General features: G+C 63.0%; 36 protein-coding genes and 1 pseudogene. 8 read left to right on the top strand and 29 right to left on the bottom strand.

Annotated elements, in window-relative coordinates; translation table 11 throughout:
• Positions 1-33 precede the first annotated feature (33 nt).
• Entirely contained in the window at positions 34-498 is a 465-nt protein-coding gene (locus ACLEJP_RS08330) for a TlpA disulfide reductase family protein (RefSeq protein ID WP_440805461.1), read from the bottom strand.
• Positions 499-583: 85 nt separating this feature from the next.
• On the opposite strand from ACLEJP_RS08330, the gene arsC reads away from it, so the two are divergent.
• From arsC to ACLEJP_RS08315, 3 genes are read left to right on the top strand one after another with little or no spacing between them, the layout of a single operon-like run.
• Positions 584-937 (top strand): arsenate reductase (glutaredoxin), encoded by a 354-nt coding sequence (gene arsC / locus ACLEJP_RS08325; RefSeq protein ID WP_440805459.1) that lies wholly within the window; start codon positions 584-586, stop codon positions 935-937.
• Complete coding sequence (wrbA, locus tag ACLEJP_RS08320; RefSeq protein WP_440805458.1) at positions 934-1,539, top strand: NAD(P)H:quinone oxidoreductase; 606 nt, start codon at positions 934-936, stop codon at positions 1,537-1,539. The genes arsC and wrbA overlap by 4 nt, the downstream gene beginning before the upstream one ends.
• Positions 1,532-1,945 (top strand): DUF2069 domain-containing protein, encoded by a 414-nt coding sequence (locus tag ACLEJP_RS08315; protein WP_440805455.1) that lies wholly within the window; start codon positions 1,532-1,534, stop codon positions 1,943-1,945. Before wrbA ends, ACLEJP_RS08315 begins: the two co-directional genes overlap by 8 nt.
• 29 nt (positions 1,946-1,974) lie before the next feature.
• Here the strand turns inward: ACLEJP_RS08315 and ACLEJP_RS08310 are convergent, their stop codons facing one another.
• Both ACLEJP_RS08310 and ttcA read right to left on the bottom strand, forming a co-directional pair.
• Complete coding sequence (locus tag ACLEJP_RS08310) at positions 1,975-2,646, bottom strand: DNA-3-methyladenine glycosylase I (RefSeq protein WP_440805453.1); 672 nt, start codon at positions 2,644-2,646, stop codon at positions 1,975-1,977.
• A gap of 4 nt (positions 2,647-2,650) precedes the next feature.
• Positions 2,651-3,475, bottom strand: coding sequence for a tRNA 2-thiocytidine(32) synthetase TtcA (gene ttcA / locus ACLEJP_RS08305; protein ID WP_012270926.1), 825 nt, complete (start codon positions 3,473-3,475; stop codon positions 2,651-2,653).
• A 261-nt stretch (positions 3,476-3,736) separates the two neighbouring features.
• On the opposite strand from ttcA, the gene ACLEJP_RS08300 reads away from it, so the two are divergent.
• Both ACLEJP_RS08300 and ACLEJP_RS08295 read left to right on the top strand, forming a co-directional pair.
• On the top strand, positions 3,737-4,336 hold the full coding sequence (locus ACLEJP_RS08300; protein ID WP_225776662.1) for a Yip1 family protein: 600 nt from the start codon (positions 3,737-3,739) through the stop codon (positions 4,334-4,336).
• A gap of 126 nt (positions 4,337-4,462) precedes the next feature.
• A complete protein-coding gene (locus tag ACLEJP_RS08295) occupies positions 4,463-4,957 on the top strand; it encodes a SprT family zinc-dependent metalloprotease (protein ID WP_440805449.1) in 495 nt (164 codons plus the stop codon).
• A 95-nt stretch (positions 4,958-5,052) separates the two neighbouring features.
• Here the strand turns inward: ACLEJP_RS08295 and fpr are convergent, their stop codons facing one another.
• Complete coding sequence (gene fpr / locus ACLEJP_RS08290; RefSeq protein WP_225776659.1) at positions 5,053-5,832, bottom strand: ferredoxin-NADP reductase; 780 nt, start codon at positions 5,830-5,832, stop codon at positions 5,053-5,055.
• 121 nt (positions 5,833-5,953) lie between these two features.
• Here fpr and finR point away from each other — a divergent pair, with 121 nt between their 5' ends.
• Complete coding sequence (gene finR / locus ACLEJP_RS08285) at positions 5,954-6,880, top strand: LysR family transcriptional regulator FinR (RefSeq protein ID WP_440805447.1); 927 nt, start codon at positions 5,954-5,956, stop codon at positions 6,878-6,880.
• On the opposite strand, the gene ACLEJP_RS08280 is transcribed toward finR, so the two are convergent.
• The 3 genes from ACLEJP_RS08280 to ACLEJP_RS08270 form a co-directional block, all read right to left on the bottom strand.
• The gene (locus ACLEJP_RS08280) at positions 6,877-7,242 is read right to left on the bottom strand and encodes a diacylglycerol kinase (RefSeq protein ID WP_010952700.1); all 366 of its coding nucleotides are present in this window, start codon (positions 7,240-7,242) and stop codon (positions 6,877-6,879) included. The two genes, finR and ACLEJP_RS08280, sit on opposite strands and share 4 nt — an antisense overlap.
• A 73-nt stretch (positions 7,243-7,315) precedes the next feature.
• Positions 7,316-7,966 (bottom strand): response regulator transcription factor ErdR, encoded by a 651-nt coding sequence (gene erdR / locus ACLEJP_RS08275; protein ID WP_440805444.1) that lies wholly within the window; start codon positions 7,964-7,966, stop codon positions 7,316-7,318.
• Positions 7,967-8,043: 77 nt separating this feature from the next.
• Positions 8,044-8,754 (bottom strand): tRNA-uridine aminocarboxypropyltransferase, encoded by a 711-nt coding sequence (locus tag ACLEJP_RS08270; RefSeq protein ID WP_289134533.1) that lies wholly within the window; start codon positions 8,752-8,754, stop codon positions 8,044-8,046.
• Positions 8,755-8,973: 219 nt separating this feature from the next.
• Here ACLEJP_RS08270 and ACLEJP_RS08265 point away from each other — a divergent pair, with 219 nt between their 5' ends.
• A complete protein-coding gene (locus ACLEJP_RS08265) occupies positions 8,974-9,393 on the top strand; it encodes a quorum-sensing-regulated virulence factor family protein (protein ID WP_440805440.1) in 420 nt (139 codons plus the stop codon).
• 16 nt (positions 9,394-9,409) lie between these two features.
• On the opposite strand, the gene ACLEJP_RS08260 is transcribed toward ACLEJP_RS08265, so the two are convergent.
• The gene (locus ACLEJP_RS08260; protein WP_440805437.1) at positions 9,410-9,619 is read right to left on the bottom strand and encodes a hypothetical protein; all 210 of its coding nucleotides are present in this window, start codon (positions 9,617-9,619) and stop codon (positions 9,410-9,412) included.
• A gap of 160 nt (positions 9,620-9,779) precedes the next feature.
• Here ACLEJP_RS08260 and ACLEJP_RS08255 point away from each other — a divergent pair, with 160 nt between their 5' ends.
• Positions 9,780-10,898: an LOG family protein gene (locus tag ACLEJP_RS08255; protein ID WP_440805435.1), complete on the top strand. Its 1,119-nt coding sequence runs from the start codon at positions 9,780-9,782 to the stop codon at positions 10,896-10,898.
• A gap of 45 nt (positions 10,899-10,943) precedes the next feature.
• Here ACLEJP_RS08255 and recX read toward each other — a convergent pair whose 3' ends face one another.
• From recX to ACLEJP_RS08150, 21 genes and pseudogenes are all read right to left on the bottom strand, one after another.
• Positions 10,944-11,414, bottom strand: a complete 471-nt coding sequence (gene recX / locus ACLEJP_RS08250; RefSeq protein ID WP_440805431.1) for a recombination regulator RecX — start codon at positions 11,412-11,414, stop codon at positions 10,944-10,946.
• An 18-nt stretch (positions 11,415-11,432) separates the two neighbouring features.
• Positions 11,433-12,500: a recombinase RecA gene (gene recA / locus ACLEJP_RS08245; RefSeq protein ID WP_170028690.1), complete on the bottom strand. Its 1,068-nt coding sequence runs from the start codon at positions 12,498-12,500 to the stop codon at positions 11,433-11,435.
• 103 nt (positions 12,501-12,603) lie between these two features.
• Positions 12,604-13,086 carry a CinA family protein gene (locus tag ACLEJP_RS08240; protein ID WP_440805428.1) on the bottom strand — a complete coding sequence of 161 codons (483 nt, stop codon included), beginning with the start codon at positions 13,084-13,086 and terminating at the stop codon, positions 12,604-12,606.
• Positions 13,087-13,175: 89 nt separating this feature from the next.
• Complete coding sequence (locus tag ACLEJP_RS08235; RefSeq protein WP_440805716.1) at positions 13,176-13,619, bottom strand: lysis protein; 444 nt, start codon at positions 13,617-13,619, stop codon at positions 13,176-13,178.
• 35 nt (positions 13,620-13,654) lie between these two features.
• Positions 13,655-14,203, bottom strand: a complete 549-nt coding sequence (locus ACLEJP_RS08230; RefSeq protein WP_440805425.1) for a glycoside hydrolase family 19 protein — start codon at positions 14,201-14,203, stop codon at positions 13,655-13,657.
• 27 nt (positions 14,204-14,230) lie between these two features.
• Entirely contained in the window at positions 14,231-15,265 is a 1,035-nt protein-coding gene (locus ACLEJP_RS08225; protein ID WP_440805423.1) for a phage late control D family protein, read from the bottom strand.
• A gap of 4 nt (positions 15,266-15,269) precedes the next feature.
• Complete coding sequence (locus tag ACLEJP_RS08220; RefSeq protein ID WP_440805421.1) at positions 15,270-15,476, bottom strand: tail protein X; 207 nt, start codon at positions 15,474-15,476, stop codon at positions 15,270-15,272.
• The gene (locus tag ACLEJP_RS08215; RefSeq protein ID WP_440805419.1) at positions 15,451-16,296 is read right to left on the bottom strand and encodes a phage tail protein; all 846 of its coding nucleotides are present in this window, start codon (positions 16,294-16,296) and stop codon (positions 15,451-15,453) included. Before ACLEJP_RS08215 ends, ACLEJP_RS08220 begins: the two co-directional genes overlap by 26 nt.
• Positions 16,297-16,306: 10 nt before the next feature.
• Positions 16,307-18,355: a hypothetical protein gene (locus ACLEJP_RS08210; RefSeq protein WP_440805417.1), complete on the bottom strand. Its 2,049-nt coding sequence runs from the start codon at positions 18,353-18,355 to the stop codon at positions 16,307-16,309.
• A 125-nt stretch (positions 18,356-18,480) separates the two neighbouring features.
• A complete protein-coding gene (locus tag ACLEJP_RS08205) occupies positions 18,481-18,783 on the bottom strand; it encodes a phage tail assembly protein (RefSeq protein ID WP_440805414.1) in 303 nt (100 codons plus the stop codon).
• A gap of 10 nt (positions 18,784-18,793) precedes the next feature.
• On the bottom strand, positions 18,794-19,303 hold the full coding sequence (locus ACLEJP_RS08200; protein ID WP_440805411.1) for a phage major tail tube protein: 510 nt from the start codon (positions 19,301-19,303) through the stop codon (positions 18,794-18,796).
• A gap of 13 nt (positions 19,304-19,316) precedes the next feature.
• Positions 19,317-20,483: a phage tail sheath subtilisin-like domain-containing protein gene (locus tag ACLEJP_RS08195; RefSeq protein WP_440805408.1), complete on the bottom strand. Its 1,167-nt coding sequence runs from the start codon at positions 20,481-20,483 to the stop codon at positions 19,317-19,319.
• Positions 20,484-20,568: 85 nt separating this feature from the next.
• Positions 20,569-21,009, bottom strand: a complete 441-nt coding sequence (locus ACLEJP_RS08190) for a phage tail protein (RefSeq protein WP_440805405.1) — start codon at positions 21,007-21,009, stop codon at positions 20,569-20,571.
• A gap of 8 nt (positions 21,010-21,017) precedes the next feature.
• On the bottom strand, positions 21,018-21,377 hold the full coding sequence (locus tag ACLEJP_RS08185; RefSeq protein ID WP_440805714.1) for a gp53-like domain-containing protein: 360 nt from the start codon (positions 21,375-21,377) through the stop codon (positions 21,018-21,020).
• A gap of 930 nt (positions 21,378-22,307) precedes the next feature.
• Positions 22,308-23,435 (bottom strand): annotated as a pseudogene (locus ACLEJP_RS08180) (phage tail protein); the annotation flags it as partial.
• A complete protein-coding gene (locus ACLEJP_RS08175; protein WP_440805402.1) occupies positions 23,428-24,036 on the bottom strand; it encodes a phage tail protein I in 609 nt (202 codons plus the stop codon). The pseudogene ACLEJP_RS08180 and the gene ACLEJP_RS08175, both read right to left, overlap by 8 nt.
• A gap of 1 nt (position 24,037) precedes the next feature.
• Entirely contained in the window at positions 24,038-24,919 is an 882-nt protein-coding gene (locus ACLEJP_RS08170) for a baseplate assembly protein (RefSeq protein ID WP_440805400.1), read from the bottom strand.
• Positions 24,916-25,242, bottom strand: a complete 327-nt coding sequence (locus tag ACLEJP_RS08165; protein WP_289134563.1) for a GPW/gp25 family protein — start codon at positions 25,240-25,242, stop codon at positions 24,916-24,918. Before ACLEJP_RS08165 ends, ACLEJP_RS08170 begins: the two co-directional genes overlap by 4 nt.
• A gap of 72 nt (positions 25,243-25,314) precedes the next feature.
• Positions 25,315-25,875, bottom strand: a complete 561-nt coding sequence (locus ACLEJP_RS08160) for a phage baseplate assembly protein V (protein WP_440805397.1) — start codon at positions 25,873-25,875, stop codon at positions 25,315-25,317.
• Positions 25,872-26,369 carry a hypothetical protein gene (locus ACLEJP_RS08155; RefSeq protein ID WP_440805394.1) on the bottom strand — a complete coding sequence of 166 codons (498 nt, stop codon included), beginning with the start codon at positions 26,367-26,369 and terminating at the stop codon, positions 25,872-25,874. Before ACLEJP_RS08155 ends, ACLEJP_RS08160 begins: the two co-directional genes overlap by 4 nt.
• Before the next feature lie 12 nt (positions 26,370-26,381).
• A complete protein-coding gene (locus ACLEJP_RS08150; protein ID WP_170028673.1) occupies positions 26,382-26,720 on the bottom strand; it encodes a phage holin family protein in 339 nt (112 codons plus the stop codon).
• Positions 26,721-26,790 lie beyond the last annotated feature (70 nt).

Raw genomic sequence — 26,790 nt, 5'->3', positions numbered from 1 at the left:
TATTGCCGGGGCCGCTTTGCGGCCCCGGGTACATCAGGCGCCCTTCAGGGCCTTGATCCTGGCCAGCAGCCCTTCAAGCGTCTGCTCACCCAACAACTGCTCACGCACCTTGCCCTTGTCATCGATGATGTAGGTGACCGGCAGCGCCTCGCTGCGCGGCAGGTCATAGCGCTCGGCCGGGTCCTGGGCCAGTACGGTGAAATCGATGCCCAGGGTTTCGCTCGCCTGCTTCAGGTCCTGCCCCTGCAAGCCGTCGAAATTCACCCCCACCACCTTGATGCCGTCGCCCGCCCATTGCTTGGCCGCCGCATTCAGTTGCGGGATTTCGGTACGGCACGGCCCGCACCATTCGGCCCAGTAGTTGAGCACCAGCCAGTGCCCGTCGATCTGTTCGGCCTTAACCGTATTACCGTGCTGGTCCACGCCATAATCGGCACCGCAACCACCGAGCAACAGGCTCGCGGTGATGGCCAGTACTGCTGCCAGACGCCTTGCCATGGGTCAATCCTTCTCGAGTTTTCAAGCAAAATGGTCAGTCGCTGCGGTTAGAATAGCCGCCACACCCTGCTGGAAGCGACCCGACATGACCGACCTGACGCTCTATCATAACCCGCGCTGCTCGAAATCCCGCGGCGCGCTGGAACTGCTCGAAGCCCGCGGCCTGGCACCGACCATCGTGCGCTACCTCGACACCCCGCCCGACGTCGCCACCCTCGCCGCCCTGCTCGGCAAGCTGGGCATCGGCCCGCGCCAGTTGCTGCGTAGCGGCGAAGACGAATACAAGGAGCTGAACCTGGCCGACCCGGCGCTGACCGACGCGCAACTGATCGAGGCCATGGCCCGCCACCCCAAGCTGATCGAGCGGCCGATCCTGGTCGTTGGTGACAAGGCCGTGGTCGGCCGCCCGCCGGAGAAAGTGCTGGAGATCCTGCCGTGACCGCGCCCTATATCCTGGTGCTGTATTACAGCCGCCATGGTTCGACCAGCGAAATGGCCAGGCACATCGCCCGCGGCATCGAGCTGGCCGGCCTCGAGGCTCGCCTGCGCACGGTGCCGGCGATTTCCACCGAATGCGAAGCGGTAGCCCCGGACATCCCACCCAGTGGCGCCCTGTACGCCACCCTGGACGACCTGCGCCACTGCGCCGGGCTGGCACTGGGTAGCCCGACCCGCTTCGGCAACATGGCGGCGCCACTCAAGTATTTCCTGGACGGCACCAGCAGCCTGTGGCTGGGCGGTGAGCTGGTCGGCAAGCCGGCGGGCGTGTTCACCTCCACCGCCAGCCTGCATGGCGGCCAGGAAACTACCCTGCTGTCGATGATGCTGCCGCTGATGCACCACGGCATGCTGGTCATGGGCCTGCCATACAGCGAATCGGCACTGCTCGAAACCCGCGGCGGCGGCACGCCCTATGGTGCCAGTCATCATGCCGGGGCCGATGGCAAGCGCGAACTGGACCCGCACGAAATCGCCCTGTGCCGCGCCTTGGGTCAACGCCTGGCGACTACCGCCAAGGCCCTGGAGGCCGCACGTGGCTAGAAAGCCCAAGGTATTGCCGCCGCTGGAATGGCTGGCCCCGCGCCTGCGCCTGACGCGGGCATTGAGCCTGGCATTTTTCTTTGGCCTGGTCGCCCTGCTGCTGGTGAACAACCTGGGCTTCGCCAACCTGCATGGGGCTCGGGTCGAGGTCATTCTGGCGATCGAGCTGGTGCCACTGCTGCTGTTGCTGCCGGGCATGCTGGCAGGCAGCGCCCGCGCGCATGCGTGGACCTGCTTCGTGGTGAATATCTACTTCATCAAGGGCGTGCTGGCAGCGTTCGACCCGGCGCGGGCGGTGTTTGGCTGGCTTGAGGTGCTGGTAAGCCTGGGGCTGTTCATCGCCGGCTTGCTGTATGTGCGCTGGAAGTTCCAGCACGAGCGGCGTCTGGCAGGCGAAGGCAGCTGAATCCGGGGCCGCTTTGCGGCCCCCGGATCTCAATGGTTGACGGTATGCGCCAGCATTACTGACAACTGGCACAGCGGCCGGCCACTCTCGGCATGCCACTGGTTGAACGCCTGTTGTACCAGGGCCAGGTCACGCTGGCTGGTCGGCGGCTTGTCGATCACCTTCTGCGCAATCAGTGCCGCCGCCATGTCATCGGTAGGGATGAAGGTATCCTTGCCGACCATGCGCAGGAAGCGCGGCGCCGATAGCCCGCCCAGCTGGTTGCCGTGCTTGGCCAGGTACTTCCACAGCCCGACGATATCGGTCCCCGGCCAGTCGGCGATGAACGCGCCAAAGCTGCCGTGCGCTTTGGTGATATCAAGGACCATCTGTGCATTGCGCGGCACGCTCTTGAGCTTGCCCAGGTGACGAATGATGCGCTCGTCGTGCATCAGCCGCTCCAGGTGTTCGGCGCCCATCAATACCACCTTCTCCGGGTCGAAGCCGAAGAACACCTGCTCGAACGCCGGCCACTTGGCATCCACCAGGCTGTGCTTGAGCCCGGCGCGGAATACGCGCAGGGCCAGGGTCGACAGGTAGCGGTCATCGCTGATGTCGCGCAGTTGCGCCGGCGTGCGCGGCTGCGGCAGGAAAGCCTCCAGGGCCTGGGCCGAGCCGAAGCGGTTCAGGCAGTACTCGTGCAGCCACTGATAGTCGCGCATGGGCTCAGATATTCAGCACGTCAAGGAAACGCGGCGTGGCGTTTTCGTCGATCTTCAGGCTGGTGAAGTCGAACAGGTTGCGGTCGGCCAGCTGCGACGGTGCCACGTTCTGCAGGGCGCGGAAGATGCTCTCGGTACGGCCCGGGTGCTTGCGTTCCCACTCCACCAGCATGTCCTTGACCACCTGGCGCTGCAGGTTTTCCTGCGAGCCGCACAGGTTGCACGGGATGATCGGGAACTCCTTCATGTCCGAATAGGCCTGGATGTCCTTCTCGCTGCAGTAGGCCAGCGGGCGGATCACCACGTTGCGGCCATCGTCGGCACGCAGCTTCGGCGGCATGCCCTTGAGCGCGCCGTTGAAGAACATGTTGAGGAAGAAGGTTTCGACGATGTCGTCGCGGTGGTGCCCCAGCGCCATCTTGGTCGCGCCGATTTCGTCGGCGAAGGTGTACAGGGTGCCACGACGCAGGCGCGAGCACAGCGAGCAGGTGGTCTTGCCCTCGGGTACCAGCTCCTTGACCACCGAGTAGGTGTCCTTCTCGACGATGTGGTACTCGACGCCCAGTTCCTTGAGGTAGGCCGGCAGCACATGCTCGGGGAAGCCCGGCTGCTTCTGGTCCATGTTTACTGCGACGATCTCGAACTTGATCGGTGCCACCTTCTGCAGGTGCAACAGAACGTCGAGCATGGTGTAGCTGTCCTTGCCGCCGGACAGGCAGACCATGACCTTGTCGCCATCCTCGATCATGTTGTAGTCGGTGATGGCTTCGCCGGCGAGACGACGCAGGCGTTTTTGCAGTTTGTTCTGGTTGACCGAGAGGGTGCCCATAGCGCTTGGATCCGCGAGGTGTGACAAAAGCCGGCTATTTTACGCACAAACACGCCGCTGCTGTAGGCATTCCGACAAAGACTTCAATGTAATCAAGACCCGCACTTACAGCGCGATTTGCTCTAAAAAGCACGGTTTATGTAGGTAACGGCTTCCTATACTGCGACATAAGGCCACATTACCGCTTGCATCGGTGTTCGGGCCTCGGGCCGCTGCGCTCCATCTGGGGGGCGTCTGGCAACATTGAGAGGAGTGATCGGCATGATTCATCACGTTGTGGGGCTGTTTACCCATCCCGACCAGGAATGGCGGGAAATTCGTGGCGAAGAAGAAACCATCAGCCACATGTACCTGACGCACACCCTGATCCTGGCTGCGATTCCCGCCGTTTCGGCGTTCATCGGTACCACCCAGGTCGGCTGGGTGATCGGCGACCGGCCAGCGGTGATGCTGACCATGGAGAGCGCCATCTGGATGAGCATCATGTCGTACCTGGCAATGCTTGCCGGGGTGGCGGTGATGGGCGCATTCATCCACTGGATGGCCCGCACCTACGATGCCAACCCGTCCATGGCACAGTGCGTCGCCTTTGCCACCTACACTGCCACGCCATTGTTCATCGGCGGCCTGGCGGCGCTGTACCCGCACCTGTGGCTGGGCATGCTGATAGGCACCGCAGCGATCTGCTACACGGTGTATCTGCTGTACGTCGGTTTGCCGACGTTCATGAACATCCCCTCCGACGAGGGCTTCCTGTTCTCCAGCTCGGTGCTGGCGGTGGGCCTTGTGGTACTGGTGGCGATCATGGCTGCCACGGTGATCATCTGGGGCCTGGGCGTGGGGCCGGTGTACACCAACTAGAACGTTGGAAACACTGGGTATCTGCCAGGGGCCGCCGCAAGGCGGCCTCTACCTGTGCGCTGACCGGTGGCTCGGCAGGCTGCCCAGGGTTGCGGCATAATGCTCGGCCAGGAGAACCATCCCGCCATGCCCGAGCTGCTCTTACAACGCGTCGAAACCTGTTACCAGCAAGCCGAAACCTTCTTCAAACGTACCTTCCCGCGCCCGGAAGTCAGCTTCAAGCTGCGCGGGCAGAAAGCCGGCGTCGCCCACTTGCACCAAAACCTGCTGCGCTTCAACCTGCAACTGTATCGGGAGAACCAGGAAGACTTCCTGCGCCAGACCGTGGCTCACGAAGTGGCGCACCTGGTGGCCCATCAGCTGTTTGGCGACCGCATCCAGGCCCATGGCGAGGAATGGCAACTGATCATGCGCGGCGTCTATGAACTGCCGCCCAACCGATGCCACAACTACGCAGTGCAGCGTCGCGTGGCCACCCGCTATATCTACCGCTGCCCCTGCCCGCAAAGCGATTTCCCGTTTACCGCGCAGCGGCACAAGCTGGTGCGTCAGGGCCGGCGCTACCTGTGCAAGCGCTGTCGGGAGATATTGGTGTACAGCGGCGAAATGCGCGTCGAGTAGGGTGTGTTTGCTGTTTTGACCGGCACAGACAATGCACTAATTTCAGGCATAAGAAAGGCGACCCGTAGGTCGCCCTCTTTGCACCAGCCTACGCCTTACTTCTCGACGAAAGCCCGCTCGATCAGGTAATCGCCCGGCTCGCGCATGCGCGGGGAGATCTTCAGGCCGAAGCTGTCCAGCACTTCGCTGGTCTCGTCGAGCATGCTCGGGCTGCCGCAGATCATCGCACGGTCGTCCTGCGGGTTGATCGGTGGCAGGCCGATGTCGCTGAACAGCTTGCCGCTGCGCATCAGGTCGGTCAGACGGCCCTGGTTCTCGAACGGCTCACGGGTCACGGTCGGGTAATAGATCAGCTTCTCGCGTACCGCTTCACCGAAGAACTCGTTCTGTGGCAGGTGCTCGGTGATGAATTCACGGTAGGCCACTTCGTTCACGTAGCGCACGCCGTGTACCAGGATCACTTTTTCGAAGCGCTCGTAGGTTTCCGGGTCCTGGATGACGCTCATGAACGGCGCCAGGCCAGTGCCGGTGCTCAGCAGGTACAGGTGCTTGCCCGGGTTCAGGTCGTCGAGCACCAGGGTGCCGGTAGGCTTCTTGCTGATGATGATCTCGTCGCCTTCCTTCAGGTGCTGCAGCTGGGAGGTCAGCGGGCCGTCCGGCACCTTGATGCTGAAGAACTCCAGGTGCTCTTCCCAGTTCGGCGAAGCGATGGAATAGGCGCGCATGAGGGGACGGCCGTTGTCCTGCTGCAGGCCAATCATCACGAACTGACCGTTCTCGAAGCGCAGGCCCGGGTCGCGGGTGCACTTGAAGCTGAACAGGGTGTCGTTCCAGTGGTGCACACTGAGGACACGTTCGTGGTTCATGTTGCTCATCTAATGGGGCTCCTGAAGAAAGACGCGGCGCGCGCAAGACGCGCAGTTGCGCGATAGTTTAGGGGCAGCGACAATATCTGTTAACTGGATTATCAAGATATGTGTTATCGGTTATATCGATATGCGATTCACACTTCGTCAACTGCAGGTCTTCGTTGCCGTGGCCCAGCACCAGAGCGTCTCCCGCGCTGCCAGTGTGCTGGCGCTGTCGCAATCGGCTGCCAGCACCTCGATCACCGAACTTGAACGCCAGTCCAGCTGCCAGCTGTTCGACCGTGCCGGCAAGCGCCTGAGCCTCAACGCCCTGGGCCAGCAGCTGTTGCCGCAGGCCGTGGCCCTGCTCGACCAGGCCAAGGAAATCGAAGACCTGCTCAATGGCAAGTCCGGTTTCGGCTCGCTGGCGGTCGGCGCCACGCTGACCATCGGCAACTACCTGGCCACCCTGCTGATTGGCAGCTTCATGCAGGTGCACCCGGAAAGCCAGGTGAAGCTGCATGTGCAGAACACCGCACATATCGTGCAACAGGTTGCGCACTACGAAATTGACCTGGGTCTGATCGAAGGCGACTGCAACCACCCGGACCTGGAAGTCCGCCCCTGGGTAGAGGATGAACTGGTGGTGTTCTGCGCGCCGCAGCATCCACTGGCCAGACTGGGCCGCGCCGATGTGCAGACCTTGTCCCAGGAAGCCTGGATACTGCGCGAACAGGGCTCCGGCACACGCCTGACCTTCGACCAGGCCATGCGCCACCAGCGCACCAACCTCAACATCCGCCTGGAGCTGGAGCACACCGAAGCCATCAAGCGCGCCGTGGAGTCAGGCCTGGGTATCGGCTGCATTTCGCGCCTGGCCCTGCGCGACGCCTTCCGCCGCGGCAGCCTGGTCGCGGTCGAAACCCCGGAGCTGGACTTGAGGCGCCAGTTCTACTTCATCTGGCACAAACAGAAGTACCAGACCTCGGCCATGCGCGAATTTCTAGAGCTGTGCCGCAACTTCACCGCGGGCTTTACCCGCAGTGACGAGATCGTGTTGCCGCCAATCGCTTAGAGCAGGATCACGCCCCACACCAGCGCCACCATGGTCAACGCCACCAGTTGCGCGGCGCTGCCCATGTCCTTGGCGTTTTTCGACAGCGGGTGGCGCTCCAGCGAGATGCGGTCGATGGCCGCCTCCACCGCCGAGTTGAACAGTTCGACGATCAGGCCCAGCAGGCACACGGCAATCATGATCGCCCGCTCCGCGCGGCTGACCGGTAGCCAGAAGGCGATCGGGATCAGCAGTACATTGAGCAGGACCAACTGACGGAACGCGGCCTCGCCCTTGAAGGCGGCGCGCAGGCCGTCCAGCGAATAGCCGGCGGCGTTGAAGATGCGTTTGAGGCCGGTCTGGCCCTTGAATGGCGATGTCATGTGCGTCACTTAACAACCGAAAGGCCAGCAGCCTAGAGCGGCAAGGGTCAAAAAAGCGTGAATGCACGCACAATCAGCTGCTGGCAACCGATTCAAGTTGTTGCAGCAGCAGCGCGGCCTGGGTGCGGGTACGCACGCCGAGCTTGCGGAAGATCGCGGTGACGTGGGCCTTGATGGTCGCTTCCGAGACATTCAGCTCATAGGCGATCTGCTTGTTCAGCAAGCCTTCGCAGACCATGGTCAGTACCCGGAACTGCTGCGGCGTGAGGCTGGCCAGGCCTTCGCTGGCAGCCTTGGCCTCGGCCGAGACGTCCACTTTTTCAAATGCCTGCGGCGGCCACCAGACTTCGCCTTCGAGCACCTTGCGCACCGCATCCTGGATCACTTCCAGGGTGCTGGACTTGGGAATGAAACCACTGGCGCCGAATTCGCGGGACTTGACCACCACGGCGGCCTCCTCCTGCGCCGAAACCATCACCACCGGAATCTGCGGATATTGCCCGCGCAACAGCACCAGCCCGGAAAAACCGTAGGCGCCTGGCATGTTCAGGTCCAGCAGCACCAGGTCCCAGTCGGCTTTCTCGCTCAGGCGGGTTTCCAGTTCGGCGATGCTGGCAACCTCCACCAGGCGCACATCCGGGCCCAGGCCGAGGGTAACGGCCTGGCGCAGGGCGCCGCGGAACAGCGGGTGGTCATCGGCAATCAGGATTTCATAAGTGGCCATCGATCTGGGGATCCTGTTCTGTGTCGGGCACTCGGGTAGGGTCATTATGAACCAAAGCAGGGGTTGTGCCCCTTGGACTATAGGAAGGTATGCAAACGCTGATGGGTGTCATCCTGCTCATCCAGTGGCAGGCGCCGCTTGCCGCTCAGGTAATGCAGGCTGAACACATCCAGGTAGGCATCCAGTGCTTGCGAGGCCTGGGTATCGCCAGCCAGGTCGAGGCACATGGCAGCCACTTCCGCCGTACAGAAGTGATCATCGCGCCGCGAGCGACGCAGGCGGTAGCGCGACATCTGCTCGGCCGCCAGGCTCAGCACCGGGAAGCGATCAAGGTACGGGCTCTTGCGAAACATCTTGCGCGCTTCGGTCCAGGTGGCGTCCAGCAGGATGAACAACGGGCGCTTGCCCGGTTCACGCCGCACTTCGCTGACCACCCGTTGCTGGGCAACGAATTCGCCAGGGAAGACGATGTAGGGCTGCCAGCGCGGGTCGTCCAGCAATGCCAGCAAGCGTTCGTCGACCGACGTGCGCAGCCAGCCGAAGGCGGAGGTGTCTTCGATCAGGTCGGCGATCAGCCATCCGGTATTGGTCGGTTTCAGCGGCTCGGTGTCATGCATCAGCAGGCACATGCCGGATTCGGCCTGCACCCGCGGCTTCCAGGCGCACAGGCAATGACTGGCGATGACCCGGCAATCCGGGCAACGTTCGGCACGCGAACCCCGGGCGATGAAAGGCTTGTTGCTACGCGCCAGGCGTTCGGCGCGCAGGCGCGCTACCGCATGGCTCATGCCGGCAGGCCTCTGGACAGGTTGGGAATGGACACAAGGATTGCTCGGTGAAAACAAGGCCGCCAGTCTACCAGAACAGGGCGCAATTGCTGTGCAGCCGGCAGGGCGGTCCTTATAATCGGCGTTTTAGCGTGCCTGGACCTCGCGCCTTCGCGATAGTCACGGAACGCTGTCGACCCGCGCATGTCAAAGCGCCAGTCATCGAACCAGGAGAGATCCATGCTGCGCCGTATCGCCCCCGTCCTGAGCCTGACGCTCGCCCTGCCCCTGGCAGCCCAGGCGGCTTCCAAGCAGGACTACGACCTGAACAACATGCTGCAGAAGGTCGCCAAAGAGAGCAGTGTCGGCACCCCGCGGGCCATCAACGAGGATATCCTCGACCAGGGTTACACCGTGGAAGGCAAGGCACTGATCAACCACCTGAGCGTGCGCCAGAGCCATGCCGAGCGCATGCAGGCCAACCCGGAACAGGTCCGCAGCCAGCTGGGTGACAGCGTCTGCCGCAACAGCGGGTTCCGCAACCTGATGTCCAAGGGCGCGGTCATGGTCTACCGTTTCACGGTGTACAAGACCAACCAGCCGATCATGGACCAGGCTTTCGACAATGCCAGCTGCGTGGCCGGCAACAAGAAGAAGTAACGACAACCTGCAATTGCTACGCCTTTTCGTCTTCCCGGGCGCGCCAACGTCCTTCAGCGGCATCGGCGCGCATCTCTGCCAGCAGCGCCTGCAGGTAGCGTGACTGGCATTCCAGCCCCAACAGCCTGCGTCGGCATTCGGCCTCAAGGCTCAGGTGATGCGACCGGGCCGCATTTTCCAGCTGCAGGTACAGCTGCCGGTCCACCTCGATGATCAAGCGATGCATACCGCCACCTCCTGCATCGACACGTTTCGCATTTCCAGTTAACCAAAACCGCATCGCCAGTGGCTGCATGCCGACGAGCGGACAGGCCAAACACCCCGGCACGATCGGACGCAAGGGTCTAGATTGAGGTCAGAGGTATTGGTGCAGAAGGAGACGTTGCATGCCTTACCAATCGAATGAACTGCTGTTCAGCCACTTCCGCGACCACAACATCGACTTGAGCAACATCGACGCACAACTGCAACTGGTGGCACCGGACAGCCCCAACCTGCCGCTGTACCGCGACATGATACTGACCATCCTGCGCATGGCCCACGACGACACCGACCGCTGGAGCGCCAAGATCACCCTGCAGGCCCTGCGCGAACTTGACCACTCGTTTCGCGCCCTGGAACGCTACAAGGGCCGGCGCAAGGTAACCGTGTTCGGCTCGGCGCGCACCCCAATGGAACACCCGATGTACGCCCTGGCCCGCGAACTGGGCGCGACCTTGGCGCGTTCGGACCTGATGGTCATCACCGGTGCCGGCGGCGGTATCATGGCGGCAGCCCACGAAGGCGCGGGTAGCGACCACAGCCTGGGGTTCAATATCACCCTGCCCTTCGAGCAACACGCCAACCCCACGGTGGACGGCACCGACAAGCTGCTGCCCTTCCACTTTTTCTTCATCCGCAAACTGTTCTTCGTCAAGGAAGCCGATGCCCTGGTGCTGTGCCCAGGCGGTTTCGGCACCCTGGATGAAGCGCTGGAGGTGCTGACCCTGATCCAGACCGGCAAAAGCCCGCTGGTGCCAGTGGTGCTGCTGGATTCGCCGGGCGGCAGCTTCTGGCGCGACTGCCTGGACTTCATCAGCCGCCAACTGGAGGAAAACCGCTACATCCTGCCCAGCGACCTGAAGCTGTTGCGCCTGGTGCATAGCGCCGACGAGGCGGTCGAGGAAATCAACCAGTTCTACAGCAACTACCACTCCAGCCGCTGGCTGAAGAGCCAGTTCGTGATCCGCATGCACCACCCGCTCAGCGAGGCGGCGCTGTATGACATTCAGGAAGGCTTCGCCGACTTGCGCCTCAGCGGCAAGTATCACCAGCAACCTGACAGCAGTGCCGAGCACGAGGTGGGCAACTTCAGCCACCTGACCCGTTTGTCATTTGCCTTCAATGGACGGGATCAGGGCCGGCTGCGCGAACTGGTGGACTTCATCAACCTGCCGGAGAACTGGGCCAAGCCGCAACCCATGCATACCACCCAGCGGGCTCGAGAGGCGTTGAAAGCCAGTTGATACCGTGTTGCTTATTTTGGGGAGGGGCGTTCTGCGCCCCTGCCTTCAGTAGTCGTCGAGATCACGTCCACTGAGCAGGCGGCCGATCATGTCCATGGAAAATCCACGGTAAGCAAGAAACCGCGTCTGCTGGGCACGGCTACGCGGGTCATGGGGGCGCTGGCCGGCAAACTTGCGCTGCCACACCTCACGCATGCGTTCACCCCACTCCACCCCGCTCTCGCGCAAGGCCTGCTCGATATCAGCCCGTGCCAAACCACGTTGGCTAAGCTCTTCGCGAATGCGCGCAGGCCCATAGCCGGAACCGGAACGATAACGGATGAAGCTTTCGAGATAGCGGGCTTCGCTGAGCAGCCCTTCTTCGGCAAGCCGATCGAGTTCGGGCCCTATCAGCTCATCCGAAGCGCCGCGCTGACGCAATTTGCGCGTCAGCTCGACGCGACCGTGCTCACGTCGCGCGAGCAGGTCCATGGCTGTCCGCCGGATAGCGACGGGGGTGTCGAGTTCGGCGGACATGTTCGGCTATCCGTGCAATCAATAACCGGCGTCAGCGTCGGCCATGTCATCGGCATCAGCTTCGGCAGCCGCAGCCTTTCCGGCAGCCGCAACAGCGCCAGCGGTCAGCAGCTTCTCGCGGATCTGCTTCTCGATCTCGGCGCCGATGGCCGGGTTCTCAGCCAGGTACTTGGCAGCGTTTGCCTTGCCTTGACCGATTTTGTTGCCCTGGTAGGCATACCAGGCGCCAGACTTCTCGACCAGGCCTTGGGCAACCCCCAGGTCGATGATTTCGCCGTTCCGGTAGATGCCTTTGCCGTAGAGGATCTGGAACTCGGCCTGGCGGAACGGTGGCGACACCTTGTTCTTGACGATCTTGACGCGGGTTTCGCTACCGACCACCTCGTCGCCTTCCTTGACTGCACCGGTACGGCGGATGTCCAGACGCACCGAGGCGTAGAACTTCAGGGCGTTACCACCGGTGGTGGTTTCCGGGCTGCCGAACATCACGCCGATCTTCATACGGATCTGGTTGATGAAGATGACCAGGCAGTTGGCGTTCTTGATGTTACCGGTGATCTTGCGCAGTGCCTGGGACATCAGGCGAGCCTGCAGGCCCACGTGCATGTCGCCCATCTCGCCTTCGATTTCAGCCTTGGGTACCAGGGCCGCCACGGAGTCGACGATGATCACGTCAACGGCGTTGGAGCGCACCAGCATGTCGGTGATTTCCAGGGCCTGTTCGCCGGTGTCCGGCTGGGAAACCAGCAGGTCGTCGACGTTGACACCCAGCTTGCCGGCATACTCGGGGTCGAGGGCGTGCTCGGCGTCGACGAAGGCACAGGTGGCGCCATTCTTCTGGGCTTCGGCGATGACCGACAGGGTCAGCGTGGTCTTACCCGACGACTCCGGGCCGTAGATTTCGACGATACGGCCTTTCGGCAGACCGCCGATGCCGAGGGCGATATCCAGGCCCAGAGAGCCGGTGGAGATGGCCGGAATCGCTTGGCGCTCGTGGTCGCCCATGCGCATGACCGCGCCTTTACCGAATTGGCGTTCGATTTGACCCAGGGCCGCAGCCAAGGCGCGCTTCTTGTTGTCGTCCATTGCAATCCTCACGTGTTCGACTTGGCCCTGATGGCCGGAATACCTGTATAAGTAGCCAGTATTATTCCACAGGCGAGCGCGCGAGCAAACCCCTGTTGTCGATTTACTCGGCACCAAGCTGTAACAAGCCGTCTAACGCGGCGATCACCGTCTGTCGCCGCACCGCTTCGCGGTCACCCTCGAAGTGCCTGCGTTCGCTGCTGACATGGCTGCCATCGGCCCAGGCGAGCCACACGGTGCCCACCGGTTTGGCTGGCGAACCACCGTCGGGCCCGGCCACACCGCTGACCGCCACGGCAAAACGCGCACCGCTGGCAGCCTGGGCACCACGGGCCATGGCCTCGACCACCTCCTGGCTGACTGCGCCCACTTCGGCGAACAACGCCGCCGGTACGTTCAGCTGACGGGTTTTCTGCGTATTGGAGTAGGTCACGTAGCCGGCCTCGAACCAGGCAGAGCTGCCGGGTACCCGGGTGATGGCTTCGGCGATACCGCCGCCGGTACAGGATTCAGCGGTGGTGACCTGAGCGTTGAAGCGACGCAGGTGTTCGCCGAGACGGGTGGCGAGGACGGTGATCGGGTCCATGACGGGTTCCTTGAAGGGGGTGGAGACACCGTAGCATTTTGCGCCTTTCCAGTGCATGCCTCACAGGCCCGGACACGTCCGGGCCTGCCCTACAGCCCACCACGCAGCTCCCGCACATAAGCCTGACAAGCCTGTAACGCAATCAGCCCCCGGTCGCCTTCATCGGTGATGGCGATAATTCGTCGAGCATGCGCCGGCTCAAGTCCGGCACGTACGGTTGCATGATCCAGGCTGCCGGTGCGGGCGGTGGCAGGCACTGCGGCAGGGAGGGTGTCGCGTTCGACCAGGACCGACAGGCGCAGATCGGCAGTAGCAAGGCGATCACGCAGGCGAGCCTGAGACTGCTGAACATCGGCAAGTTCCTTGAAATAACGGGATTCATTTTCTTCCAGGCGTCGTTCGAGCACCTGGCGCCGTTCACGTTCAGCCAGCACTCGGGCAGCCTCGGCGTCGGCCTGGGCTTGCGCCAGCTGTGCCAGCTGTCGACCATAGCGCCAGCCCTGAACCTGCCAGGCCAGCGCTACCGCCAGCATCAGCAGGCAGCCGCACAGCGCCTGTTGCCATCGGCTCAACACAACACCTCGCGCGCCCGCGCCCAGAGTTTGAGACGCTCCTCCAGCCCATTGAGCCCACCGTTGATATGGCGTGTGATGCGGTTGAACTCGCCCCGGTCAGCCAGGGCATTGAGCCCGCGCGAATGCCAGAACCACGCCGCCGATTCACAGGCCCAGCGTGGTTGTTCGAGCAGTTGCGGTTGCGCCAGCAAGCGCTCGTCGCCGAACAATGCGCGGCTGCAGGCCTGGTAATTGTTGCGCCCGGTCACCTGGATCAGGCCACGCCCGCAGTACAGCTGGCCATCGCCATCGGCCTGGGCCGTATTGCCCAGGCGCAGGGCCAGGCTGCCGGTGTCGTAGCGGGCCAGGTAGCGGTGGTTGCCCAGCTCCTTCACATGACGGAACTGGCCGGACTCATGGCCGACCTGGGCGATGAACGCCGCCACGCGTCTGGGGTTGTCGATTTCCCAACGGGGCAGGCTGACGTTCAGTGCAGAAACAAAAACGCCCGCTACGGGGCGGGCGTTCGGCAAAATCTGTAGCAGTTGTGTTTCAGTGAGCATGGGTAACCTCCCTCCCTGTATCGCTCCTCACGCCTTGGTCGCGGCCTGGCGGCGCGGCGCCGCACCCTTGGCCTGTAGCTTGCCCGCCTTGCCACCATTGCCCTGCACGGTGGTGCGCCAGCCCGAGCTGGTGAACACTTGCTCCACCGAGTCGATCTGGTATTGCCCGTCGAGGCCGTCGACAAAACCGTGCAGCTCGATGCTGCGCTCGGCGAACAGGTCGGTGCGCCCCGGCAAGTCCAGGCGCACATGCGCGGTAGCGCGGTTGAAGCTGGCCAGGCGGGCCTTGGCGGCCTGCTCGGCGGCAACGCGGTTGGGGTAGAGATGACGGTCGGTATGCACCGGCCGCTGCCCCTCGGTGGCCTCATCGTTGACCAGCTCGATGACCTTGGCCTCGCCAGTGGCGGCGTCGAGGTGACGGGTGCGCACGGCCTTGCGCGCGGCCTGGTCATCGAGGCGAAAGTGCCATTGGCTGACGTCGCCACGGGCAATCCCGACCACGCCCAGGGGTTTGCCGCTGGCGCTCTGCCCGCCCTGGCGCGGTAACACCAGCAACTGGCCATTGGCAAGTTTGGCGGTGCTGTCGTACTGGCGCGCCAGGCGGGTAATGAAGTTGAAGTCCGATTCGTTGACCTGGTCGACCCGAGGTACCCGTGTCAGCACCGGGCAGATTGCCTGCCAGCCATTGCGCGCAGCGATTTCGGCAACGATACGTTGCAAGGGCACGGCTTCCCAGCTGCCGCTGCGGACGGTCCGGCCTGTGCCGCGCAGGTCGCTGGCCTTGCCCCGGATCACCAGGGTATCCGGCGGGCCGGACACCTCGACTTCATCGACGGTGTAACGCCCCAGCCGGGTCAGCGGCTGGCCGGCGTAACCCAGATGCAGCTCGATCAGCGCACCGCGGGCGGGCACGGCTATGGTGCCGTCCCGGGCATCGATGCGCAGCTCGAAGTCATCCGCTTCCATGCCCGGTTTATCGGTGGTACGCAGCAGCAACAGGCGATCGTTGATCAGCGCAGTGATGTCCTTGCCGTCGGCCTGGATACGAAATTGTGGCTGCATGGCGTCAGTCCCACAGCTGCACGACGTCGGCCACTGCCCGCACCAGCGTCGGCAAGCGGAACGTCACGCCGTTGCGAAATGGCTGAGGCTCGTCTGCCAGCCCCTGGTTGGCTTGCAACACCGCCTCGACGCTACCGTCGAGGTGCCCGTAATAATGCTGGCAAAGGGTGTCGAGCAGGTCGCCCTCAGACGTTTTGCAAATCTTGTCCATAACTGACGAACTCCAGTGAGAAACCTTGTTTGCGCGGTATGCCGCCTGGCAGCAAAGCGCCCTGCTCTTCCTCGATGCGGGTCAGGCACCAGGTGCCAAGCACTTCGCCATAGCCGGTGGTCAACGACAGCGGCAGCAGCTGGCGGCCGATGCCACGCAGGGCCTGCAGCTGGCCCAAGCCACCTTTGAAGCCCGGGAAGATCGCGCCACGGATGTTGATGGTCTCTTCACCCAGGCTCACCGCCTGCTGGGCATTCTCGCGGCGCAAACGCTCCTGCCCGGCCCAGCGAAAGCGCGTTTGCCGGCGCAGTTGATCGAAGGCGGCGCTGTCGAGGTTGAAGTAATACGGCACGCTGTTGGCCTTCAGCGGCTGCAGTACCAGCAGGTGCGGGAACGGTTTGATCGCTTGTGCGGCCGGTGTCGTGTCGGGCGCGAAGCCGAAGGCCGACAACACACCATTGGCGACCGCGCGCGCATCACCGATCACCCGCCGCACAGCCGTGCCGGCCTTGCCCAGCTGTTCGTTGAAGGCGCCGACGCGGTCGCGCACCTTGCGCACCACGTCGAGGGTCTGGTCGTACCTGGCAATCACCTGGTCGACGCGCTGCCTGGCCGCGTCGATGGCGCGCAGGGTGCGTTGCAGGCGCTTGCCGATTTCCGGGCCGATCCATGGCAGGGCTTCGAGCGCGGCGGCCGCCTCCCTGGCGTGGCCGACCGCCTGGTTCATCGGGTCGAGCATGGCGTCGGCACGCCGACGCCCCGCCTCGCCCGCCCTGACCAGCGCATGCAAGCCGCCTTGCAACTGTTCCAGGTAGGTCATGCGGTCCTCCTCATGGCTGTGGTTGATCGACCATCTGCACCGAACGCGCCTGACGCATCAGGTCATCAAGCATGCGGCGGGCGATGGTTTCCAGTTGTTGCTGGGTGGTCGGGTCATCGAGGCTGTTGTTGAGGGTCACCGGCATATTGGCGGTGAAAGTGAACTGCTGGTTGATGGCGGGTGGCGACACAGCCGATGACGGCGGTATCGAAACAGCAGGCGACGGCGTAGGCGGGCCGACGTTTCTCGGCGATCGGGTCGCCTGCTCGGAGAGACGGGTAACCTCGAGGCTCGCCCCCGGCGCATCGGAGCCGGCGACAGACTGCACGGCCTTGCCCGACGCTTCGCCAATGAGCTTGGCGCCCAGGCCGCCGAGATGGCTGCCACCCAGGCTGCCCAGCAGGCCACCGACCGCGGCGCCAATCACGGTTCCTATACCCGGTACCACCGAGCCGATCATGGCGCCGGCTGCCGCACCACCGAGCCCCCCGACCGATGAACCGGCCAGGCTGCCAACCAACTGCGCTGTCGCAGTGGCAGGCAACGGTGCAGGTGTGCTGACGCCTTTCTGCAAGCGGCTTGGTTGTTCCGCGGAAGCGGCAGTATCCTGGCTCGCCGCTGGCGCATCGGAGCCGACGACGGATGCCACGGCCTTGCCCAACGCGCCCCCGACCCATTCACCGCCGATGCCGCCCAGATAACCGCCACCCAGGCTGCCCAGCAGGCCACCGACCGCGCCGCCGATCACGGTACCTATACCCGGTACCACCGAGCCAAGCATGGCACCTGCCGCCGCGCCACCGAGCCATCCGGCCGAAGTGCCGGCCAGGTTGCCCCCCAACCCGCCGAACACCTCGCCATAGCCTTCCAGCTTCTCCGCCGGAGTGCCGTTACCCTGGTAGATGTCGGCCACCTGCAGCGAGGTATCCAGCACTGCCGTCAGTGGCATGCGCTTGAACAGTTTCCCTGCCAATGGCAGCTGTTTTGCTGTGCCGAGCGAAGGCAGGGAAGCGACGCCCTGGGCAATGGTTTGCACCGGCTCCGGCACAGGCGCCCCGCTGCTTTGCGGCGCCGGCTCTTCCTCCTCGGTGATCCAGTTGAACAACGCAGCGCCGGCCTCACCACCCGCAGCCTCGCCCACCTGGCCGCCAAATTTGGCCCATTGTTCCTGCGTGGCGTCCTCCTGCGTCCTATCTGCGTCCTTTTGCACCGCCTGCTTGCTGGCCCGCTGGCCTTGGCGCCGGCGCTTACGTTTACCGCTGCTCATGCCCGTGCTCGAGGCTTTGCCTATCGCTTTGCCCTTGCCTTTGAACAGCAGAGGTGCCATGGCACCCAGCATGCGACCGCCAATTTCGCCGACAGCAGCGCCGACGCCGCGCGCCCTTTCTTCGCCGTCCTCAGCAGTGATCATCGCCTTGGCGACCTTGCCAAAGGTTTCGACGCGGTTGTCCCGCCATTCCTTCGAAGCACGCTCGCGTATCGCGCGCTGTCTTTCCGGTGGCAGTTTGCGTACAACGTCTGCGATAGCAGCGCCACTGCCTCCAGCCAGCAGCGCGAGCCCGCCGGCAAGGATGCCGGTGTCGCCACCGGCATCGGCGCCGGGGGCCGGCCTGGCAGCCTGCGCAGGGGCCTGCACAGGCCCTTGCACCTTGCCAGGTGTGTCGGCGCCTTGCCCCTGCACCAGCGTATGCCACTGCTGAAAGACGTTGACTGTCATCTGGCCCGGCAATGGCTTGAGCTGCGCCAGCCCGGCAATGACCCGGTCCAGCATCAGGTAATGCTGGCGCAAACGCTCAAGGGCTTCGGCTTCATCCCTCAGCCCGACAGTCGGGTCTTCGCCTTGCGCTGCCTGGTCCGGCGCCATCTCGCCTTCGACCTGGCGTAGCTTGCCAAGCTCCAACCCCAGCCGGATCACTTCGCCGACGAGCCGGCCAAGCCGGGTGCCGTCAGCCTGCCTGCGCAGGCGTTCGACATCCCGGCGCAGCAGCTCGATGGCCTGGCCCAAGGGGTTGATGGCGGTGACGCCGAGCCCGAGCGGGAACAGCTGTGTGTTCGCCATAGGTTCCTCCTTGTCACGGGGCGAGCCACCAGACCATGTCGCTGTACGACATGGTCATGATCTCGCTCGCGGAAAAATTCAGCTCCCTGGCCAGCCGCCGAGCGGCGGCCTTTTGCCGGGCCGGGTCAAAGTTCGTCGTCCTGCACCAGGCGAAAATAACCACTTTGCAGGCGGCTATAGTCCTTCAGGGTCAGGCCTTCGAGGTCCTTGATGCCGACTTCGGCCAGCGACGCGAACAGGTTCAGTTCGCGCTGCTGGTCATCGTCGACGCCGCCGGCCTGGGCGTTGCGGATATCGCGCACGGTCGGTGCCCGCAGCGACAGGCTGTCAACCTGAACGCCGTTGGCTTCGCTGGGGCGTGACAGGCGCACGGTGACGCGGTCGGCGCTCAGGGTCAGCCACTGGGGCTGCTTTTTCGCATGAGCCATGGTCGCCTCCTTACAAGCCGAGCGCGGCGCGCTGGGTGGCCAGTTGGTCGACGCCATCGATCACGCGCTTCATGCCCAGCGCGTCGATCTCGTAAATCAGGCGGCCATCGACTTCCAGCTTGTAGTAGGTCAGGCCGACGCTGTGCTTGATCTCGGCCTTGTCACCGGACTTCCAGTCGCCCATGTCGATTTCCTTGAGCGTGCCACGCAGGGTGACCACAACCGGGTTGATCTTGCCCTTGAGGCCCTTGAAGGCACCGCGGAACGTGCCGTTGAAGCCGCTGCCGTCGGCCAGGCCGAAAAACTTCAGCGCTTCGCGGCGCACACCGGTGGTAGTGAAGGCCGCTTCCTGCTTCTCCATGCCCAGGTCCATCTCGACCGGCATGTCCATGCCGCCAGGGCGGTGCTCTTCCATCTTCAGGGTGAGTTTGGGCAGGGTCAGGCTGGGTACATCGCCCTGGAAACTGACGCCATCGACGAACAGGTTCAGGTTGGCCAGGGTTTCGGGAATCATTGCCATGTGGATACGCTCCTTAAGCGGCGGAATCGAGGACTTCGGTCAGCCACTGGTTGGTGACTTCGACGCGGAAATTGGGGTTTTCGGCAGGTGGCACATCGGTGAAGCGGATGTTCCAGTACACCTTGCCCTGCTCGAGCTGGCTGGCGGTGTTCAGCTCCGGGTCGGCGAAGACCTCGAAGTTGATGATCGCGCCCTGGTTCTTCAGGTCGCGCATGAAGGCCTGCAGGCCTTCGGTGACGTCCTTGACGTAGGTGGCGGTGATGGCGCGGTCGACGGCCCACTTGTGGCCGTAGAGGATCGCGTCCATGACGATGTCCATGGTTCGCACGCGGGTGACGAACGCCCATTTCGGGTCGCTCGACAAGGTGCGGTTGCCCCACAGGCGGAAGCCGTCGTCGCGGATGATGGTGGCGATGTTGGCGTTGTTCAGCAGGTTGGCGCGGCAGCTGTCATCGCCATCGAGGAACTCCACCGGGCGGGTGGTACCGGTGATGCCGACGAATTCCTTGTTCGAAGGCGAGGCCCAGAAACCGTATTCGCGGTCGGTCCAGGCGAACAGGCCGGCGACCCAGGCCGAACCAGGGGCATCGAGGGTGGCTTCCTCGCCGTTGTCCCAGTACTGCACGCCCGGGTCGACCAGGAAGGCGCGTTTGGCGCCGAAGTTCTTCGCGTAGTCGATGGCCGCCTGGTCGGTGCTGTTGGGGCCATCGATGATGGCGATGCCGCGCAGCTTGTCGGCCAGGGCCACCAGTGCCGTGCCCACCGCCTGGGTGGCGCTGTGACGCGGCGCTGCCAGCAGGCGTGGCTGGGCGTTGAAACGGCTCTTGCCGTCGAGCAGCGCCTGCAGGCCGGTGCGTTTGCCGTCGGCCTGCACCGCGCCGATGATCGCGGCGGTCTGCTCCGCTGCATCGTCCAGCTTGGCCACGCCACAGGCGACGATGACCGCCTTGGCGCGGGTGTAGATGGCGCGGCAGGCCTTGGTGATGGCGGCGTTTTCGCCAAAGGCGGCAACCGCTTCACGCTCGCTGGTGATCAGCACCAGGTCGTTGGCCTTGGCCGTGGCGCCAGCGCCCTCGGTGAAGGTGTCGACCAGGCCGATGATCGAGGAAGAAGGCAGCGCGATGCTGCGGGCGCCGGTGTCGACGTTTGTTACGGTGACGCCGTGGAAGAATCCACTCATGAAGGTTTACTCCGGGTTCAGGTATGAAAAGGCCCTGCGGGTGCAGGGCCTGGAGGGGTGACAAAAAGCCCCTAGCTGCAGGGCATTACTTGGTGAGTGAAGAGATCCAAAGCGGTTCTGCAGGACGAAATCTGCTATCCGGAAACAGATTCGATTGCGGCCAGTCACGTAGCGCTTTTCGATAATTCATTAGCGTCATGAATTCGGAACTGGTCAGGGTCGTTGATCCTCCCATTTCGCGTTCGTCTCGATGCCGCGCGACAAGATCGTCAGTGCAACGTAACCGACTGTCTCGCCATCCCTCTTCTAACGATGCCAGCCTTTCGTGCGTGGGCTCTGGAATATCTACCAGTACAGGTGGACTAAATGTAAAATCAATCATTTTTGCCTGACCGCTGACGCCATCCAGCAATGACCGATGAAGGTCCTTGCTTATTTCTGTCGCATCTGTGGGCAACTGATCTTCTGTGTGAATTGCACTATCATAGAAAGCCTTATTGGCTGCGCTTACATAAATTTTATTCATGGCTACTCCTAGAAACCTTCTGCGTACCATAGGCACGCTGCATTGACTGGAGCATTCAAGACCGGAGGTGAACCGGCGGTTATCGAGCATAAATTAAGGGCTTCAAAGCTGCTGTTACCCTGATTCCTGAACTGCCAGAACGAGCGGGTTACCCCCGCTATACCCGCCGCATCGTGCTCATTCAAGTGCGTACAGCGATTGGGGAAGGTAATGGGAAATGTCACTGTCACTACGGGTGACGCGGGGGTAGCGATGGCGGAGCTTCCCCACTGAATAATTAAACCACTAGGGAATTTATGGTACCCATTGGTACTAACTCCATTAAAAAGCCAAGGAAGCCTACTCCCTTCGACCCCCGTGCCGTCCATAATCCACGTTTCTTCCCCGTAATACCTTGCATCTACAAACGTATCAGGTGGGATGGCAATCACTTTTACCTGACCAACATTGAGCCCGGTTTGAATTTTATCAGTACCTTGAACACCAATCGAAAGGCTATAGGGACTCCAGTTCTGGACACGTACAACAGCACCAACTGGGAGATTCAAGGTCGCACTATTAGGCAGTGTATACCCCATAGAATAGGCACCCCAGAAATGGACTATCCCTCCCACATGTGTCACCACCCCGGCCAGCGTGCCTGAAACCGAACGCGTCGTGATACTGGAGTACTGCACCCCCCGCCCCTGCACCCAATCAGTGGTTGCCAACTGCTTCGTGCTGGTAAAGCTGGCCGCAGTCGGTGCGGTTGGAGTTCCTGTAAGTGCAGGACTGGACAAAGGTGCTCTGAGCGTGAGCGCGCTATCTACTTGTACCTTGGTATAGCAATCGACAATCCCGTAACCCGCTAGCGTTGTCGACTTTGCAGCTTTCGTCGCCAGTGTATTGGTCATAGTAGCGGCAAAATTCGGATCATTACCTAGCGCTGCAGCGAGTTCGTTCAGTGTATCAAGCGCCGCAGGCGCCGAATCCACCAGACCGGCAACCGCGTCCTGGACGAATTCGGTAGTCGCAAGTTGCTTGGTACTGTTTCCCTTCACAGCCGTTGGCGCGGTGGGCACGCCACGCAGTGCCGGAGAATCGGTCACGCAAAGTTCCGACCACTTGGACCAGGTATTAGCGTAGCATGAACGACTGAACACCTGCCCCGTGTTATAGATGCAATAAACCTGAGTTATGATCAACGTATTTGCAGCTTGAACCAACAGTGTTCCTGCTGACGTTGCGGGATAATTCAATGCTAGCGTTGCGTTGGCATTTGCTGTCTGGCCGTAGGAGCCAGGTATGACCATACTGTTAAGGTCCGTGCCTGCCAGTATATTGCTCGTCGATACACCATAACTCCCCCAGCCCAGCGAGCCGATCACCCGCTGAACAAAGTTTGTGGTAGCCACAGTCGTATCGTCACTCGTTAACACAGGGGTCGGCGCTTTGGCGGCCCCGGTAAAGGTTGGATTTGCCAGCGGAGCCTTCAACGACAGAGCTGCATCTACTTGCGCTTTGGTGTATACATCCGTCAAGCCATAGCCGGCAACAGTGCTCGGGCTGCTTGCAGCAGTTACTCTTCCGTATTTATCCACAGTCACACTGCGATAAATGCCCGCGGCCACACCGGTGCGACCAAAAGCCATTTCATAAACTTGCGCAGTGACGCCCAGCGAAATTGAATCATCAGCGATCAACTGCCAGGCACTACCGCCGTTGATCGAGCCCTTTTCCACCAACACCAGCAACCCTGGTGTCACCTTGGCATCAGTATCGGCATCGCTACTGCGACTCCAAGCTCCGGCAGCAACCTTGTAGATCCCATTATCCTTGGCTGCGGTCTGGTTCTTCACCAACACGCGCGCCCCGGCAGCAAGCGCCACCCCATCAACCGTCTGCAACCCGGTCAGGGCAATGTTCGCCGTGGTCGCCGCCAGCACCGAATGCTTGAAATCCTGCCTGGCCAGCTCCTCGGTAACCCACTCCCGAGTCGCCAGCACCACCGCCGGGTCGATCTTCAGTTGCACATTGCTGGCGCTGCTGACCACCAGGTTCATCCGCACCACCTGGGTCCGTCCCGAACCCTGGCTCAACAACGGCTTGTAGGTGGGCGCGCAATTGGCCACGGCAACCATGTCGCCATCGGCATCGTACAGCGCGATCTCGCGAATCCACTTGCCGCCGACGTCAGCCGGGATGACCTGCTCGGCAATGATGATCGCGCTGTTCTTGTCATCCACCTTCAGTTGATTCAACGGCGCGCGGCGCCATTCGTTGATCAGGCGGGTCTGGGTGGCATTCGGGGTAGGGTCGCTGCCGTTGGCATCGCCGACACCCATCTGGGTGATTTTCCAGGCAATGCCCAAGGCATCGGCATTGGCCTGTTTCGCCGCGCCCACGTTGGTGAGGATGGCGTAGAACTGAGAAGTCTGGTCAACCATGTGCAATGTCCAAGGTATCGATTGTGTGTTCACGGCCGCCTCGCCCCACCACGCCGATGACCTCGATGTCACGGGGCGTCAGCGGATAGACGTCGAGTTCGTCGCCGTCCTGGATCGCGCAGCCGAAATGAAGGGCGCCACGGCTTTCGAGGCTGATCACCAGGCCGGTCAGGTGGCGGCTGACCGGGCGGGCGTCGTCGATCAGCGCAGTCAGTTCCTGGTAGGTGCTTTCGCTGATGCCAGCATCGGATACGCCGATCTTCAGTGCGAAAGTGCCGGCCGGGGCCGGCGGTGTGGCCTGCCACCATTCCTCCACCTCGATCAGGTAGCCGAACGGTTCCACTACCCGCCGCAGTGCACCCAAGGTGCCTTTGTGGGCATGGACGAAGAATGCCGAGCGGATCACCGAGCGTTTGATTTCATCGCTCCAGCTGTCCTCCCAGCGGTCCACCGACCAGGCCCAGGCCAGTTGGTACAGAAGGTGCGCCGGGCAGGTCTCGGGGTTGTAGAGTTGGCGCAGGCTGACCTTGAGGTCCTCGTCGGCAGCCACTTCGATGGCCCGCTCCAGCGCGGTGCGGTTGAGCGGCAACAGGCTGTGCATGTCAGTTCCCCCGCTTCAGGGTGAAACCGCTGCACCACGCCGCCTGCGCCTTGCTCGGGCGAATGTCGGCCCAGCCATTCAACTCGACCCGGCTGACGCCATCGATGTGCAGTTGCGCATCGATGCCTGAGCGTGCCACTTCCACCCCCAGGCGTCGGCGGGGGTTGATCCAGGCCTGCAGCCGGCGTTGGCACTCGGCCAGTATCGCTTCGTACTCGGGGCCGCTGTCGGCCAGATGCAGCACGGCATCGATGCGGTAAGGCAGCACTTCGGCGCTACGTACGTTGACCCGGTCGGCAACCGGGCGGATATCGTCGTCGTTGAGGTAGGCCGCTACCTGCGCCAGCAGTTCAGCACTGGCTTCGCCGTCGCCTTCCAGGCTCAGCACGGTGACATCCACCACGGCCGGCGACGGGCTTTCGGCGGTGGCGTCAGCCACCTGTCCCGAAGCATTGCGGGCGTGCAGGATGTAGCTGTTGCGCGGGCCGGCCGTGGTCAGGCCTTCATAAACCAGTTGCACCCGCTCGCGCAGGGCATCGTCCGCTTCCAGCAACGCCTCGACCGGCGGGACGCTGGCCAGGTCCTCGGCCTGGATCACCAGGCGCTGCAGGCCGACATTGGCCGCCAGCTGGTCAAGGTCAGTGCCCTGGGCGTAGGCCAGCAGCAACGCCTTGGCGGCATCGTTGATACGCGCCCGGTTGAGCAGCTTGCGGTACGCGCCGACCTCAAGCAGCTTGGTGACCGGGTCGCTTTCCAGATTGGCGGTCCAGGCTTCGCCCAGGTAATCCCGGAAGGTGTCCAGATCGGCCTGGTAAAGAGCTTCGTAATCGAGGTCCTCCAGTAGTTGCGGCGCTGGCAGTTTCGACAGGTCGACCTGGCTCATACGCTGATCTCCAGCAGCGCTTCGTCGCCCAGGTAGCGGCCACTGAGTGCCAGGCTGACCTGGCCGTCGAGCACCGCGACTACCTTGACCCGCTGTAACTGCAGGCGCGGCTCCCAGCGGCCCAGCGCCCGTGCCACTTCGGCCTGCACGGCGCTCTTCCAGCCCTCGTTGACCGGCAGGTCGACGAACCGCCGCAGCTGGCTGCCGTATTCCGGGCGCATGCGCCGGCTGCCCAGCGGTGTGCTGAGGATGTCTTCGATGGATTGGCGCAGATGATCGATGCCGGGCAGTGGCTGGCCGGTACGGCGGTCCATGCCGATCATGGTGCACCGCCCTGTTCATGGCTATGCATGGCATTCTCCTGGTATGAAAAAGCCCGCATGGGCGGGCTTGGTTCAGTGTTTGTGGTTGGCCGTGTTGCCGGCGGTGTCGATGATCCGCCCGCCGCCGTTGATATCGCCGCTGACCTGCAGCGGGCCATCAACCGTGACGTTGCCGGAAAGCTTGATCGCGGCGGCCTGCAGGCTGATCACACCGTCACTGACCTGCAGCGTGGCGGCGCCGACCTTGATGGTCGCGCTGCCAGCCGGTAGCTGAATGTCGTAGTGGCTGGCCTGCCAGTCGTAGCTGACCGAACCGCCATCGGCGAAACGCCAGACCTCGGTGTGCCCGCGGTTGTCCGCTGCGCCACCGGCATCGCCATACAGGCCGGGCAGGAAGGTGCCCTGGGCCGGCTCGCCACTGGGGCTCAGCAGCACGCCCTGCTCGCCCAGGCTGGGCGCCCGCCAGTGCCTGGCCTGGCCGGCCGCCTGGGCGTGCCAGCGCAGCCAGGCGCTGGTCCAGCCGCTGCCGTCGGAGACCCGGACCCGGGCGGCGGCAAGGTCCAGTGCAACCACCCGACAGGGAATGACCATGCACGCCAGCATACGGTCATGCATGGCGCTGACGTAGCTCATGACAGCTCCTCCGGGGCGACATAATGCGCTTCGTTACCCTGGCCGATATCCGGGGCGAAGCCCAGGACCAGGCTGCCGGGCGGCTGGTCCGGCCAGTTCCAGCGTGGTTCGCCGAACAGCACCGGCTGGTCCCAGCGCACGGTCCAGGCGTTGCCCAGGAACTGCGCCTGCACATTGCGGCTGGCTTCGACGAAATCCAGCGCCCAATGCTGCTGGCGCAGCAGGTCCATCAGTTGCGCGGCCAGCAGGCTGCCCTGAAGCCGCGCCTCCGGATTGGCACTGTCAGCGGTGATATCCGCCTCGAAGGTGGCAATCAACACCGAGCGGCCATCCCGCGGTGCGGCATCGGTCGTCATGCGGACGATGCCGTGGCGCAGCGAAGGCCGTTCTGGAACATTTCCTACGGCGGTATAGGCATCTACCGATATCAACTCCGGCATCGCCTCACGAATGGTTGCCGTCACTGCGCCATGTAGAGTGGCCAGTTCGCTCATGCCTATTCCTCCTTAACGCTCGTCGCGCTGTGTGCTGTCGCGCAGGCCCAGACGCCGGGTCGCCCAGCGTTCGTAAAGCCGCATGGCAACATCGGCGCCGCCTACCGCTGTCATGCAGCCCAATGCACTGGCCGCCCAGATCGACAGGCCGCCGGCATACAACAGCATCACCGTCGACACACCACAGGCCATGCAGGCCCCGGAGCGCAACAACAGCCGTCGCAGCAGCGACCAGCCCGTGGCGCCGGCCTTGTCGGCCCGCCACATTTCGCCGCTCAGACCGCCCAGCAATGCCAGGACGATTACCAGCCAGAGCGGCATCTCGAGTAACGCCTGTTGCTCGTTCGTCACTGTCCTGTCTCCTGTGTAAATGCCTGTTGGCGCAGGCCAACAGGTCGGTTATGGATGCTTTGCCTTGAAC

The organism is Pseudomonas sp. SMV7 (genome assembly GCF_052041995.1).
Classification (GTDB): Bacteria; Pseudomonadota; Gammaproteobacteria; order Pseudomonadales; family Pseudomonadaceae; genus Aquipseudomonas.
Note: the sequence above shows the minus strand (reverse complement) of the source record. Positions and strands in the feature narration are given on the sequence as shown.